The organism is Azospirillum brasilense (genome assembly GCF_022023855.1).
Taxonomy (GTDB): Bacteria; Pseudomonadota; Alphaproteobacteria; order Azospirillales; family Azospirillaceae; genus Azospirillum; species Azospirillum brasilense_F.
In genome coordinates this window covers 758,390-773,233 of record NZ_CP059450.1, presented here as the reverse complement: position 1 = coordinate 773,233, position 14,844 = coordinate 758,390, and the positions used below count along the sequence as shown (strand labels likewise).

Sequence of the window (14,844 nt, the reverse complement as noted above, 5' to 3'; positions counted from 1 at the left end):
ACCCGACCATCACAGCGAGACCGCCCTCCGTGCCGCGCGACGTCATCATCAACGGCCGCCCCATCGGCCCCGGTCATCCGCCCTATCTGATCGCCGAGATGTCGGGCAACCACAAGGGCGACCTGAACCGGGCGCTTGCCCTGGTCGATGCCGCCAAGGAAGCCGGCGCCGATGCGGTGAAGCTGCAGACCTACACCGCCGACACCCTGACCATCGACCATGACGGGCCGGGCTTCCTGCTGGAGGGCGGGCTGTGGAAGGGCCGCACCCTGCACGACCTTTACCGCGAGGCCCACACCCCTTGGGAGTGGCACGGGCCGCTGTTCGAGCGCGCCCGCGCCATCGGCCTGACCATCTTCAGCTCCCCCTTCGACGACACGGCGGTGGAGCTGCTGGAGCGGCTGGACGCCCCGGCCTTCAAGATCGCCTCCTTCGAGCTGAACGACCTGCCGCTGATCCGCCGGGCCGCCCGCTCGGGCAAGCCGCTGATCCTATCCACCGGCCTCGCCACGCTGGGTGAGATCGCGGAGGCGGTGGAGGCCGTCGGCGACGCGCCGCTTGTCCTGCTCCATTGCGTCAGCGGCTACCCGACGCCGCCCGAGGACTGCAACCTGCGCACCATCCCGCATCTGGCGCAGGCCTTCGGCGTCGATGTCGGCCTGTCCGACCACACCCACGGCGTGGCGGTGCCGGTCGCCGCGGCGGCGCTGGGGGCGGTGGTGATCGAGAAGCACTTCACCCTGTCCCGCGCCGATGGCGGGGTGGACAGCGCCTTCTCCCTGGAGCCGGCGGAGTTCAAGGCGATGGCCGATTCCGTGCGCACCGCCTGGGCGGCTCTGGGCCGCGTCCATTACGGGGTGAAGCCGAGCGAGGCGGGAGGACGCGACTACCGTCGCTCCCTCTATGTCACTGCCGACGTGGCGGCGGGCGAGGCGCTGAGCGCCGACAGTCTCCGCTCCATCCGCCCCGGCTTCGGAATGGAGCCGAAACATCTTCCCGCCGTGCTCGGCCGCCGCGCCGCCCGCGCGCTGAAGCGCGGCGAGCCGCTGCGCTGGGACATGCTGGCCCCGGAGGACAAATGAGCGCCGCCATGGCCAAGCCGCGCGTGGTCTGCATCTCGCAGGCCCGCATGACCTCGACCCGACTGCCCGGCAAGGTGCTGATGGAAGCGGCGGGGCGGCCGCTGCTGGCGCATCATCTGGGGCGTTTGGCGCGTTGCCGGACGCTCGACGCGCTGGTGCTGGCGACCACGGTGAACGGCACCGACGACGCGGTGGCGGAGCTGGCGGGATCGCTCGGCGTTCCGGTGTTCCGCGGCGACGAGCAGGACGTGCTCGGGCGCTTCGCCGGGGCCGCTGCCATGGCCGGCGCCGATGTGGTGGTGCGGGTCACCGCCGATTGTCCGCTGATCGACCCGGCGCTGGTGGACCGCGTGGTGGCCGCCTTCCTGGAAACGGTGCCGCCGCTGGACTATCTCAGCCTGGACGTTACCCGTTTCCCGCGCGGCCTGGACAGCGAGGTCTTCACCCGCGCTGCTCTCGACGAGGCCTCCGCCTCCGCCACCGATCCGGCGGAGCGCGAGCACGTCACCGCCCATATCTACCGCCGTCCGGAGCGTTTCCGCATCGGCGCCCCCCTGGCACCGGAGGACGGCACCGTTTTCGACCAGCGCTGGTGCGTGGACGAGGCCGCCGACCTGGAACTGGTCCGCTGCCTGCTGGGCGCCTTGCTTCCCGAAAATCCCGGCTTCGGCTGGCAGGATTGTTGCAATCTGCTGCGCCAGCACCCTGAATGGGCCGACCTGAACGGCAGCGTGCGTCAGAACACGCTCCACTGAAACGGAGACACCACCATGGACCGCAAGGAATTCCTGCTCGCGCTCGACGAGATGCTGGAGCTGGATGCCGGCACCCTGACGGGCGCGGAGGAACTCGAATCGATCGACGCTTGGGACTCGCTGGCCGTCATCAGCTTCATCGCTTTGGTCGATGAGAGGCTCGGCCACGTCGTGGAAGGCGAGAAGCTCGTCAAGGCGAAGACGGTGGACGACCTGCTGGGTCTGGCCGGCATCGCCGTAACGGCCTGAATTTCCGGTGACCGGAAGGATTGAGCGCTCCCCGAGGCGCGGACGGGCGGACATCGAAGGCGGTCCGGCCTCCTATCTGTCGATGGGGCAGGGCGGCGTTCCGGCTCTGCTGCTGCACGGCTTCGCCGGGGATTCGCTGACTTGGCAGTTCAACGCCGCGGCGCTGGCCGCCGACCGCCGGGTCCTGGCGGTGGATCTGCCGGGGCACGGCGCCTCGACCCTGGAGGTCGGGGACGGGCGGGTCGGCGCCTTCGCGCCTTGGCTGCTGCGCTTGCTGAACGCGCTGGAGATTCAGCGTATTCACGCCGTCGGCCACTCCATGGGCGGATACGTCGCACTGGAACTGGCGCGTCTGGCCCCGGATCGGGTGGCCAGCCTCTCGCTGGTCGCCAGCGCCGGCCTCGGCCCCGATTTCGATCTGGAGTTCCTGCGGCGTGTCGCCGCGCTGGAGACGGTGGAGGAGGGGCGGGACTGCGCCGCGCGCCTGTTCGCCCGGCCCTGGCTGCTGGCGGGGCGCGTCGGCGAAGTGATGCACGCCCAGGCCACTGATTCCCGCCGCCGCGCCGCTCTGGAGCTGATCATCGCCGGTTCCTTCGCGGAGGCGCACCGGTCGCCCGACCCGGTGGACTGGACGGTCTTCCCCATGCCGATCCAGCTCCTGTGGGGGCGGGAGGACCGCATCATCCCGGTGCCGGCCGCCGACCACCTGCCCCCCGACGCGCCGCTTCATCTCTTCGACAAGGCCGGGCACTTGCCGCATAGTGAGGCGGCGACCCCCGTCACGGCCACCCTCCGCGATTTCCTTTCCGCATGCGACCCCCGATGACCGACTCCATGTTCGCGCTGATCGCCGAAGAGCTTGCCCGCATCGCCGCCGAAAAGGGGGAGACCCTGCCGGCGCTCGGCCCGGGCACGCGTTTCCTCGGCGGGGAGCTGCCGATCGACTCCCTCGACCTCGCCACGTTGCTGGTGGTGCTGGAGCAGCGCACCGGTCAGGACCCCTTCCGCGCCGGCTTCGTCCAGTTCAACACGGTCGGGGAACTGGCGGCCCTCTACCGCCCGGCCCTCCACCGTCCGGACATGCCCGCCGGGTCCGCATGAACCGGCCGCCACCCTCCTGGCTGCATCCCGGCGTCCGCCTGATCGAGGCGGGGCGAAGCGTCGGCTGGGTAGAGATCGACGCGCAGGCCGATGCTTTCGAAGCGGCGTTCCGGGCCGCGGGCGGGCGGGTGGTCCTGCCGCCGCAGGGCGTGCCGGCCCTCGTTGCCGCCCTTGTCGCGGCCGAACGGGTCGGGGTGGAACTGCATCTGTCGCGCCGCACCTCCGCGGAGACGGACGGCAAGCCCCACGAGCCGGGCTTTGCGGTGTTGCTGGAGACCTCCGGCACCACCGGCACGCCGAAGCTGATACGCCACGACTTCCAGCGCCTGCGCGGACGCCTGCGCGGTGCCGCCGATCCGGACGCGCGTTGGCTGCTGGCCTATGAGCCGGCGGCCTTCGCCGGGCTTCAGGTCATCCTGACGGCACTGGCGGCGGGAGCGACGCTGGTGTCGGCGCCCGGCACCGCTGCGGGGGAACTGGCGCGTCTCGCCGTGAGGCACGCGGTGACCCACATCAGCGCGACGCCCAGCTTCTGGCGCGCCTTCCTGCTGGCGCTCGACGGCGAGGCGCCGCCCCTGGCGGCCGTCACGCTGGGTGGGGAGGTGGCCGACCAGCCGCTGCTCGACCGGCTGGCGGAGTGTTTTCCGAACGCGAAGCTTCGTCACATCTACGCCTCGACGGAGGCTGGAGCCCTGTTCGCGGTGGGCGATGGACGGGCCGGGTTTCCTGCCGCTTGGCTGTATGGCGGCATCGACGGGGTGGGCCTGCGCCTGAGCGGCGGTGTGCTGGAGGTGAACAGCCCCCGCGCGATGCTCGGCTATGGGGATGGCTGGCTGTCCACCGGCGACGTCGTGGAGGTGCGCGGCGACCGCGCGCTGTTCGCCGGGCGGCTGGACGGTCGGATCAATGTCGGCGGGGTCAAGGTTTCGCCGGAGGTGGTGGAGCAGGTGCTGCTGGACGTACCGGGTGTGCGGGACGCCTTGGTCCAGGCCGCGGCCAACCCGGTCACCGGGCACATCCTGACCGCTCTGGTGGTCCCGGCGCCGGGGGTGGAGGAGGCCGTGCTCCGCGCCGCGATCCGCACCGCCGTGGCCGACCTGCCGCCGGCGGCGCGTCCCCGTCTGGTGACCATGACCGGGAGCATCGCCCTGGGGGCGGCGGGCAAGAAGACGCGGAAGGGAACGGCATGAGCGGCAAACGGCACGTCATCGTCACCGGCGGCAGCCGCGGGCTGGGGTTGGGGATCGTCGAGGCGCTGCTGGCCGAGGGCTACCGCGTCTCCACCTGCAGCCGCGCGCCGGGCGAGGCGTTGGAACGGCTGGCCGGTCCCGACCTGTTCTGGCAACCCTGCCGCATCGGCGACGGGGAGGCGGTGCGCGCCTTCATGGACGCCGCTCTCGACTGGGGCGGCGGATCGCCGCTGTGGGGGCTGGTCAACAACGCCGGCATCGCACGCGAAGGCGTGCTGGCGACCTTCCCGGAGATCGACGTCGAGGAGGTCATCCAGGTCAACCTGACCGGCGCCATCCAGGTTGCCCGTGCCTTCCTGCGCGCCAAGTTGGTGAAGCGGGGGCCGGGGCGGATCGTCAACATCTCGTCGATCATCGGGCAGCGGGGCTACAATGGGCTGTCCGTCTATTCGGCGTCGAAGGCGGGGCTGGACGGGCTGACCCGCGCGCTGGCGCGCGAGGTCGGGCGGCTCCAGGTCACCGTCAACTCGGTCGCGCCCGGTTATCTCGCCACCGAGATGTCCGGCACGCTGGCCGACGGGCAGCGCGACCAGATTGTCCGGCGCACGCCGCTGGGCCGGCTGGGCGACGTGGCCGACGTGGTGCCGGTGGTCCGTTTCCTGCTGGGCGATGGGGCGGGTTTCGTGACCGGCCAGACCATCGTCGTGGACGGCGGCATCACCGGCTGACGGAAGGAGGCCCCCATGGTGGCCAGCGTGATCGAGGGCGTCGCCCTGGCGGGAATCGTCGCCTGCGTTCCGGAACGGCGCGAGACGGTGGAGGATCTGGCCGCCCGCTTCGGTGAAGACGCCGCCCGCCGGATCGCCAAGGCCACCGGAATCGAGGCGCGCCACTTGGCGCCTCCCCATCAATGCACCTCCGACCTGGGGGAAGCGGCGGCGCGGCGTCTGCTGGACCGGCTGGGCTGGGCGGCGGACAGCGTTGATCTGCTGGTCATGGTCACCCAGACCCACGACCACATCCTGCCGGCCTCGGGCTATCTGCTCCACCATCGGCTGGGGCTGGGCAAGGGAGCGGCAGTGCTCGACCTGACGCTCGGCTGCTCAGGCTACGTGCATGGCCTGTGGACGGCTTCGGCGATGCTGAAGGCGGCGGGCGGGCGGCGCGCCCTGCTGGTCGCGGGCGACACGACATCGCGCGTGCTCGACCCCGACGACCGCGCCGTGGCGCCCTTGTTCGGCGACGCCGCCACGGCCACGGCGCTGGTCATGGAAGAGGGGGACGCGCCCATGGCCTTCGTGCTGGGCAGCGACGGCGCCGGCGCTCCTTACCTTGCCGTTCCCGGCGGCGGCCTGCGGCGGCCCGGCGAGCCCGCGCACCTGTTCATGGACGGCACTCAGGTCTTCGCCTTCACGCTGCGCGAGGTGCCGGGCAACATCCGTTCCGTTTTGGAACGCGCCGGCTGGACGATGGGAACTGTGGACCGACTGATCCTGCATCAGGCCAACGCCCAGATGATCCGCCACCTCGCGCAGAAGCTCGGCGCCACGCCCGATCAGACGGTGGTCGGGCTCGCCGGATTCGGCAACACCAGCTCCGCCTCCATTCCCCTGGCGCTGGCCTCCGAATTAGGGACGGCGTTGTGCAACGGACCGTTGCGCCTCGTCCTGTCGGGGTTCGGCGTCGGCTGGTCCTGGGGGAGCGTGGCGCTGACCGCCGGTCCGCTCGCGGTTTGCGAGGTGATGACGCTGCCTGCAAGCCCGGCAGAATCTGCCGGGTCGCAAGCGCAACCGGCAAAGGGTGCCGGTCGGGAGGCAATTCTTGCCGGGCCCTCGGCAAAAATTGCCGAGCCCTGATTTGCCCGGAGGCAGGAATTTCCTCGCCTGAGCGGCAAATTCGATCTGGCCCATTTATTGCCTACCGGTAGCCCGAGGGAATTAGTCCCTCTCCGTGCGCGCACCGTCGTACGGATTGAAATCCTCCAAAAGGAGTGACTCCATGGCTACCAGCGACATCTCCCTCTCGTCGTCGATGCGCACGAACCTGCTGCAGCTGCAGGGCGTCCAGGACTCGATCGCGAAGAAGCAGAACATCCTCTCCACCGGCAACAAGATCAACTCGGCGCTCGACGGCCCGACGTCGTTCTTCGCCGCGAAGAACCTGACCCAGCGCGCCGGCGATCTGACCGCGCTGAAGGACACGATGGGTCAGGCCATCAGCACCATCAAGGCTGCCGACAAGGGCTTGTCCTCGATCGACGACATGATCGAGCAGGCGCGCGGCCTGACCACCGCCGCCTATTCCGCGCTCGGCACCGACGCCGGCTCCGTCGCCACCCGCAAGTCGCTCTCCAACCAGTTCAACGCGCTGAAGGAGCAGATCGACAAGCTGGCCGGTGACTCCGCCTACGGTGGCAAGAACCTGCTGGCCGGCAACGGCTTGCGGCTGGACTCCACCAGCGACTCGCGCCGCGCCGTCAACACCATCCAGGGCATCGAGAATGCCCGCGTCACCAACGTGGTGTCGACCGACACCTACACGGTGCGCGTCAAGGGCGACGGCTCCATCGAGGGCGCGGCCGGCGAGATCAACAGCGCCGAAATGGCCCACGGCCTGGTCGGCCTGAAGCTGTCCGGCACGATGACCACGTCGGCGGGCAGCTTCTCCGACGTGCAGATCGAGGTCCGCGGCGCCTCGGGCCGCGAGCGGTCGTTCATCGTTTCGGACGGCAACGAGTCGCGCACGATCACCTACTTCGACAACAGCCAGACCATCGCCGCCAACACGACGAGGACGGCCTCGACGGGTACCGCGCAGGTTACCAATGTGACGCTGGGCGGCACGATCGAAGCCGGCGACAGCTTCACCATCACCGTCGAAGACCAGACCTTCACCTACACCGCCACCGCCGGCGACGTGGCGACGGGTCAGACCGCGCGCAACAACATCGCCAACCAGCTCAAGGCGTCGATCAACAGTGCGCTGGGCGCCAACGGCCGTCTCAGCGGCAAGGACGTCCAGACCGTCACGGTCGGCTCGACGGGCACGATCACGCTGTCCGGCGCGACGACGACCAACGCCGCCCGCGAGATGACGGTCAAGGCCACCGCCGAGAACGCCCTGACCAAGCGCATCTCCGAGAGCTTCGCGTCGGGCACCATCGTGTCCTTCACGGTCGACCGCAAGCTGCTGGAGCAGGCTGCCAACGGCGGCAACGGCATCTCGACGATCGAGAAGAAGGTCGACATCCAGATCTCGGTCAGCAACCTGAGCGGCGCCACGGTGACCCGCGACGGCATGTCCAAGCGCGGCGAAGGCAAGCTGTCGGACGGCGAGAACGCCTACGCGTTCGACACCGGCACGGTGCGCTTCAACGTCGATCAGAAGAGCATCAAGCAGGCGGCGGCGGCCAACTCCGCGGCCAACCTGGTCTCGGTGCAGGTGACCGACGCCAACACCTCCAACGATCTGACGGTGCAGCTCAACGAGCGCAACACTAACGCGATCACGGTGAAGGCCCAGAACCTGACCACCAGCGGCCAGGGCCTGCGTCTGGACTACGCGCAGAACGACTGGACCGACCGCGCCGACATCGACAAGGCGGTCGCCAGCATCGACTACGCGAAGCAGAACCTGCGGTCGTCTTCGCAGACGCTGTCGACCAACCTGAACGTCATCACGACCCGTGAGAACTTCACCAAGGAGTTCAGCGATGTGCTGACGGAAGGCGCGAGCAAGCTGACGCTGGCCGACCAGAACGAGGAAGGTGCGAACCTGCTGATGCTGCAGACCCGTCAGCAGCTCGGCACCATCGCCCTCTCGCTGGCCAACCAGTCGCAGCAGTCGATCCTGCGTCTGTTCTAAGCCTGAGAGTTCGGGTAGGATTACGCCCGGCGGGCGGCGGCGCAAGCCGCCGCCCGTTTCATTTGGTGCGGCGCTTTCCGGCATTCGCTTTCCGCTTCCGCGCGCCGCCGAGACAAGGACCGGGTCCGTTTCATGCCTCTGAAGTTCGTTCTCCGCCCCAATGAAAAGGTCATCATCAACGGTGCGGTCATCGGGGCCGGTGATCGTCCCGGCTCTTTCTTCCTCTACAACACCGCCAACTTCCTTCGTGGGCGAGAGGTGTTGAAGGAAGAGCAGATCGATTGCATCGAGAAGAAGCTCTATTTTGTCATTCAGCTCATCTATATCTTCCCGGAAGATGCGGTGCTCAATCTGCAACGCTTCGCCTCCATTCTGGCCGAGACGCGCGAAGCCCGGCCGGATTGCCGGGACGACCTCGATGAGATCGAACGGTTGGTCGAGGCGCGCAACCATTACCGCGCCCTGAAAATCTGCCGGAAGATGTTCAAGGGCGGGGCCGAGGCGTCACCCAACGCCGAAGGTGCAGCGGACAGCCCGGCGGTCGATCCGGCGCCGTGATCGAAGCGGACCTGCAGGGTTGGGACGGCCGATCGGCGGACGACGTTCTGACCGACGCCATTGCACAGCATCGCGCGGGGAATCTGGACGAGGCACGGGCACTCTACGGCCGCATCCTGTCCGCTGACCCATCCCACACCGATGCCCGCCACTTGTCCGGCATAGCCGCCTATCAGGCCGGTCAGGCTGCGCAAGCCTCGGCGTGCTTCCGTGCGACCCTGGCAATCGATCCGTCCTTCGCCGCCGCCTACAACAGCCTGGGCAACGTCCTGGCCGACCGGAGCCGTCCGGACGATGCGGCCAGTGCCTATCGGCGCGCCATCGCGCTTCAGGACGGCTATGCGGAGGCGTTTGGCAATCTCGGTCTGCTTCTGCAGGCGCAGGAGCGGATCGACGAAGCCATCGCCGCTTACGAGGCGGCGCTGCGCGCCGATCCCGGGCGCACCGCGACCCGCTTCGATCTGGCGGTGCTCCTTCGCCGCCGCGGTCGTCTGAACGAGGCTGCCTTGGCTTTCTACCGGGTGGTCCAGGCACAGCCGGACCATGCCGAGGCTTGGCGCAGCCTTGCGCTCGTGCTGCGCGTCCTGAACCATTCGGACGCGGAACTGTGCCTGCGCCGTGCCCTGTCCGATGATCCGACGGACCGAGAGGTGGCGCGGGATCTGGGGACGCTTCTGAACGAGCGCGGAGACTTCGCCGAGGCGGCGGCGGTTCTGGCTCCGGCGGTGGATGCCGACACGGGCCGGGACGCGCGGCTGCTCTTCCATCTGGGCAGTGCGTTTCAGGGGGATGGACGGCTGGCGGAAGCGGTCGCCCGCTACCGAGAGGCGCTGCTCCAGGACCCGCTGCTGGCGGGGGCGTGGAACAATCTCGGCGTGGCGTTGCTCGATCTGGGGGAGCACGCCGCCGCGGTGACGGTGCTGCGGACGTGCATCGCTTTGCGTCCCACCGATGCGGTGGCCTTCAACAACCTGGGCACCGGCCTTGACGGCGTGGAGCGGCCAGGGGAGGCCGCCGGTGTCTTCCGGCGGGCGCTGATTATTCAGCCGGACTATGGCAAGGCCCTGAACAATCTCGGCAACTCCCACCGGGTCGCGCGCCGGGCGGAGGCGGCTGAGACGCTGTACCGGCGGGCACTGATCGTTCAGCCGGACTATCCCGACAGCTACACCAACCTCGGCAACGTCCTCAAGGACTGGGACGACTGGCAGGGCGCGCTGCGCCTGCACCGGCGTGCGGTGCGCCTGGCCCCGCGGAGCGCCATCGCATGGACCACAATGGGTCTTGCCCTGAACGTGCTGGGACGGAACGGAGAGGCGGAGGCCGCGCATCGGCGCGCCCTGTCCATCGACCCAGGGCATGCGGAAGCCTATGCCAACCTCGGCATGCTGCAATGGCAGTCGACGCGCGTTGCGGAGGCGGAGCGAACCCTGCGCCGTGCCCTGCGCATCGACCCGACCCTGGCGGCGGCGCGGCTGAACTTCGCCCTGGTCAGCCTCGCGAGCGGCAATCTGTCGGAGGGCTGGGAGGCTTATCAGGACCGGTTCAAGGCCAAGGGGCATCCGGAGCGCACCATTGCGGAGCCGCTCTGGCGGGATGACGCGGCGACCGTCCGCCGCCTTCTGGTCTGGCGCGAGCAGGGGGTGGGGGACGAGTTGATGTTCGCCTCCTGCTATCCCGTCCTGGCGGATCGGGTGGCGGCGGGCCGGATCGGTCAGATTGTCCTGGAATGCGACCCTCGGCTGGTCAGCCTGTTCAGCCGCTCCTTTCCCTGGGCCACCGTCCGGGGGGAAGCCGCGGCTCCGGATGGAACGGAGGCTTTGGTCTCTCCGGATGGCGGCGCCCACATCGCCGCGGGCGCTCTCCCGCGTCTTCTGCGTCCGGACCTGGCGAGCTTCCCGCCCCGTCCTTGGCTGGTCCCCGACCCGGAACGCCTCGCCGTCTGGCGGGAGCGGTTGGCCACCCTGGGGCCGGGGCTGAAGATCGGCGTCGCCTGGCGCAGCCAGTTGATGACCACCGAACGAAAGGCCGCCTACATCACTCTGGAAGCGTTCGAGCCCCTGTTCGCGGTTCCCGGAGTGGTGCTCGTCAATCTTCAATATGGCGACTGCGAGGCGGAGATCGCGGCGGCGGAGGCGCGTTTCCGCGTGACCGTCCACCGCTGGAACGACCTGAATCTCAAGGACGACTTCGAAGGCGCGGCGGCCCTGACCGCTTCGCTCGATCTGGTCATCGCGCCCGCCGTGTCCACCGGTGAACTGGCGGGGGCCCTGGGCGTGCCGGCCTGGCGCATCGGCGCCCGCGACTGGACGCAGCTCGGCACCGGCGTCCGCCCCTGGTACCCGACGATGCGCCTGTTCCAGCCGCGTCCCGGCGAGACGCTGGACGCTGTCATGGCGCGGATCGCCGACACCCTGCGCGGTCTGGCGCGGCCGGTCGAGGGCGTGAGAAGCCGCCCGCCCGCGGCGCCCGTGGATATCGCTCCACTGGTCGCCAAGGCCGTCGCCGGCTACCGCGCCGGGGTGCTGAAGGAAGCGGAAGACCAGTGCCGGGCGGCGCTGGACTCCGTTCCGGACCATCCCGTGGCCCTCCATCTCCTGGGAATTCTGCGGCTTCGCCAGGGCGATGCCGGGGAGGCGGCGGTGGTGCTGGCTCATGCGGTGAAGGCCGATCCCGACAACGCCGCCGCCCATGCCGCGCTGGCCGATGCCTGCAAGGCGGCCGGCCGGCACGACTCCGCTCTGGCGGCGCAACGCAACGCCGTCCTGCTCCGTCCGGACGCGGCGGAGCATTGGCTCAACCGAACCGCCCTCCTGCGGGAGCGCGGCGCGGGTGACGAAGCGGAGGCCTGCGCGCGGCGCGCCCTGCGGATCCGCCCGTCGCTCGGTGTGGCGCACACCCATTTGGGGCATTTGCTCGCCGAGCGCGAGGACCGGGCCGGGGCGGAGTGGAGCCATCGGCGGGCGCTTGCCCTGACGCCGTCGGAGGTGGACGCGCTGGTGGGTCTCGGCGCGCTCTGCCTGAGGGCCGATCAGCCCGCCGAGGCGGAGCGGCTGCTGCGTCGCGCCACCGTGACCGCACCGGACGCCGCCATCGCCTGGAGCCACAGGGGCAGTGCGCTCGACCGGTTGGGGCGCGTCGAGGAGGCGTTCGCCTGCCACGGCCGGGCGGTCGACCGCGCGCCGGAGATGGCGGAGGCCCAGGCGAATCTCGCCATGCACTGGGCGCGGCGGCAGCGCCCGGCCGAGGCCATCGCCGCCTACCGCCAAGCCATCCGGATCAATCCGGCGCTGCCGACCGCTCATTACAACCTGTCGCTTCTGCTTCTGGAGCAGGGAGAGCTTCGCCCCGGATGGGCGGAGCATGACTGGCGCTTCGACACTCCCCAGTTCCGCGACCAGAAGCGACGCTTCGCCGCGCGGCCCTGGCGCGGCGAGAACATCGCCTCCGCTCGCCTGCTGGTCTGGCGGGAGCAGGGGGTGGGCGACGAGATTCTCTTCGCCTCCTGCTATCCCGATCTGCTGCGCCGCGCCGGGCATCTGGTGGTCGAATGCGACCGCCGTCTGGTGTCGCTCTTCGCGCGCTCCCTCCCCGGAGCGACGGTCCGCCCGCCGACCGTGGAGCCGCGCGACGTGGACGTGCAGGTCGCCGCCGCGTCGTTGCCGCGGTTGCTGCGGTCCGACTGGAAGCGGTTCCCGGCCCAGCCCTGGCTGGTGCCTGAGCCCGGACGCCTGGACCGCTGGCGGGATCGGCTGGCCGCTCTGGGGCCGGGACTGAAGGTCGGCATCGCGTGGCGCAGCCAGATCATGGACGGGGAGCGGCGGGCCGCCTACGTCACGCTCGACGCCTTGGCGCCGCTGTTCGCCCTGCCGGGCGTGGTCTTTGTCAATCTGCAGTACGGGGATTGCGCGGCGGAGATCGCGGCGGCGGAGGCGCGCTTCGGCGTGACCATCCACCGCTGGGACGATCTGAATCTCAAGGATGATTTCGAGGGTGCCGCGGCCCTGACCGCCAATCTGGATCTCGTCCTCACGCCCGCCGTCTCCTCCGGCGAGCTGGCCGGCGCCCTGGGTGTGCCGGTGTGGCGGTTCGGGCACCGCGACTGGACGCAGCTCGGCACCAGCGTCCGTCCCTGGTTCCCGTCGCTGCGACTCTTCCAGCCGCGCCCAGGCGAAGGGCTGGATGCCGTCATGGGCCGGATGGCAATCACGCTGCGCCGGCTCATGCCGATGCACGACGAACCGCCGCCCGGGAATGTCGCGATTGACCCGGAGCTCCTGCTGGAAGCCGCCGCCGCCCATCATCGGGACGGGCGGCTGGCCGAGGCGGCTCCGCTGTACGAACGTGTGCTGACGGCGCGCGCGGACCACCCGGTCGCGCTCCACCTGTCGGGATTGCTGGCGCACCAGTCCGGCGACTCTGTCGCGGGGGCAGGGCGCATCGCCCGTGCCCTGGACGCGCTGCCCGCCTACGCGGCCGCCCAGTCGAGCCTTGGAACCGTGCTGATGGCGCTCGGCCGTGCGCCGGAGGCGGTGCGCCGGTTCCGGCTGGCGCTCGCCCTGCAACCGGGCGCCGCGGCGGCACTGACCAACCTGGGCAACGCGCTGGAGGCGGTGCATGATTTGCGCGCCGCGGCGCAGGCCCACCGGCGGGCGACCTTGGCCGACCCCGCGCTGGCGGAGGCGCACGACAACTGGGGCGCGGTGCTGACCCGGCTTGGCGCGTTGGAGGCGGCCGAGGAGCGCCATCGCCACGCCCTGCGCCTGGCCCCGGAACGCGAGGACGGCTGGCTGAACCTTGGGGTGGCGCTCCGCCGGGCGGGACGGCCGGACGAGGCTTGGCGGACCCTGGTCCGCGCGCTCGCCCTGGCGCCGGCGCAAGGGGACTCGTTGGCCAATCTGGGGCGGCTGTTGCGCGACCGGGGCGAGACCGCAGCGGCGGAGCGCTGGTGCCGCCGCGCCCTTGGGGTGGAACCGGGGCACCCGGCGGCGGCCTTCAACCTCGGCCTGTTGGATCTTGCCCGTGGCAGACTGGAAGCGGGCTGGGCCGGCTATGACGCGCGCTTCCGTGCCCGTGAGCTGTCCGGTGCCGCCCGTGCCGTCGCCGTCCCGGCCTGGGAGGGGGAGGACCCCGCCGGCCTGCGCCTTCTGGTCTGGGCGGAGCAGGGGATCGGTGACGAGATCCTGTTCGCCGGCTGCTTGGACGACTTGATCGCGCGGGCCGCCGCCGTGGTGGTGGAGTGTGACCGGCGGCTGGTGCCGCTGTTCGCGCGGTCCTTTCCCCGCGCGGAGTGGCGACCGGCCCCAGCGGACCCCGAGGCGCCCTGCGCCGGAATCAACCGCCATGTCGCCATGGGATCGTTGCCGCGCTGGCTGCGGCCCCGCTTCGACCGCTTTCCATGGTGTCCGTCCTTCCTGACCGCCGACCCCGAGCGGGCCGCCCAATGGCGGGAACGGGTGGGCGCGCTCGGCCCCGGCCTGAAGGTGGGAATCGCGTGGCGCAGCGGGCTGATGACGGCGGAGCGCCGCGGAGCCTATGCCCCGCTGGACGCGTGGGGGCCGGTGTTCGCGCTGCCGGGGGCGGTCTTCGTCACTCTGCAATACGGCGACTGCGCCGCCGAGATCGCCGAGGCGGAGCGCCGGTTCGGGGTGACCATCCACCGCTGGGGCGATCTCGATCTGAAGGACGACCTGGACAGCGTGGCGGCTTTGATGACGGCGCTCGACCTGGTCATCACGCCGGCAAGTTCGGTGGGGGAACTGGCGGGGGGGCTGGGGGTACCGGTCTGGCGGTTCGGGCCGCAGGGAGATTGGACGGCGCTCGGCACCGGGGCGCGGCCCTGGTTCCCGAGCATGGCGCTGATCACCGCACCGCCGGGACAGCCGGCGTCCGGCGCCTTGCCGATGATCGCACGCCGTTTGGCAGAGCTTCGCGCTGCGCCCAGGCGCAACAGCGCGGACACTTGATATCGCGGACATTTGATAAAGAAAGCCGGGAGCGAACCGTCCGCCGCTCCCGACTTTTCGAATCGGATCGATCCGGAAG

The 14,844-nt window shown here is 70.3% G+C and carries 11 protein-coding genes; all 11 read left to right on the top strand.

Annotation, left to right across the window (positions count from 1 at the left end; translation table 11 throughout):
• Nucleotides 1–29: 29 nt before the first annotated feature.
• The gene (pseI, locus tag H1Q64_RS16930; RefSeq protein WP_237906296.1) at nucleotides 30–1,082 is read left to right on the top strand and encodes a pseudaminic acid synthase; all 1,053 of its coding nucleotides are present in this window, start codon (nucleotides 30–32) and stop codon (nucleotides 1,080–1,082) included.
• Complete coding sequence (locus tag H1Q64_RS16925; RefSeq protein WP_237906295.1) at nucleotides 1,079–1,837, top strand: cytidylyltransferase domain-containing protein; 759 nt, start codon at nucleotides 1,079–1,081, stop codon at nucleotides 1,835–1,837. The genes pseI and H1Q64_RS16925 overlap by 4 nt, the downstream gene beginning before the upstream one ends.
• 15 nt (nucleotides 1,838–1,852) lie before the next feature.
• Nucleotides 1,853–2,086 (top strand): acyl carrier protein, encoded by a 234-nt coding sequence (locus tag H1Q64_RS16920; protein WP_237906294.1) that lies wholly within the window; start codon nucleotides 1,853–1,855, stop codon nucleotides 2,084–2,086.
• Nucleotides 2,087–2,093: 7 nt separating this feature from the next.
• Nucleotides 2,094–2,912 (top strand): alpha/beta fold hydrolase, encoded by an 819-nt coding sequence (locus H1Q64_RS16915; RefSeq protein ID WP_237906293.1) that lies wholly within the window; start codon nucleotides 2,094–2,096, stop codon nucleotides 2,910–2,912.
• Nucleotides 2,909–3,187, top strand: a complete 279-nt coding sequence (locus tag H1Q64_RS16910) for a phosphopantetheine-binding protein (protein ID WP_237906292.1) — start codon at nucleotides 2,909–2,911, stop codon at nucleotides 3,185–3,187. Before H1Q64_RS16915 ends, H1Q64_RS16910 begins: the two co-directional genes overlap by 4 nt.
• Nucleotides 3,184–4,377 (top strand): ANL family adenylate-forming protein, encoded by a 1,194-nt coding sequence (locus H1Q64_RS16905; protein WP_237906291.1) that lies wholly within the window; start codon nucleotides 3,184–3,186, stop codon nucleotides 4,375–4,377. The genes H1Q64_RS16910 and H1Q64_RS16905 overlap by 4 nt, the downstream gene beginning before the upstream one ends.
• Nucleotides 4,374–5,105, top strand: a complete 732-nt coding sequence (locus tag H1Q64_RS16900) for an SDR family NAD(P)-dependent oxidoreductase (protein ID WP_237906290.1) — start codon at nucleotides 4,374–4,376, stop codon at nucleotides 5,103–5,105. Before H1Q64_RS16905 ends, H1Q64_RS16900 begins: the two co-directional genes overlap by 4 nt.
• Before the next feature lie 15 nt (nucleotides 5,106–5,120).
• On the top strand, nucleotides 5,121–6,233 hold the full coding sequence (locus H1Q64_RS16895) for a ketoacyl-ACP synthase III (protein WP_237906289.1): 1,113 nt from the start codon (nucleotides 5,121–5,123) through the stop codon (nucleotides 6,231–6,233).
• Nucleotides 6,234–6,375: 142 nt separating this feature from the next.
• Entirely contained in the window at nucleotides 6,376–8,241 is a 1,866-nt protein-coding gene (locus H1Q64_RS16890) for a flagellin (protein WP_237906288.1), read from the top strand.
• 132 nt (nucleotides 8,242–8,373) lie between these two features.
• Entirely contained in the window at nucleotides 8,374–8,799 is a 426-nt protein-coding gene (locus H1Q64_RS16885; protein WP_237906287.1) for a flagellar biosynthesis repressor FlbT, read from the top strand.
• Nucleotides 8,796–14,765, top strand: a complete 5,970-nt coding sequence (locus H1Q64_RS16880) for a tetratricopeptide repeat protein (RefSeq protein ID WP_237906286.1) — start codon at nucleotides 8,796–8,798, stop codon at nucleotides 14,763–14,765. The genes H1Q64_RS16885 and H1Q64_RS16880 overlap by 4 nt, the downstream gene beginning before the upstream one ends.
• Nucleotides 14,766–14,844: the final 79 nt, after the last annotated feature.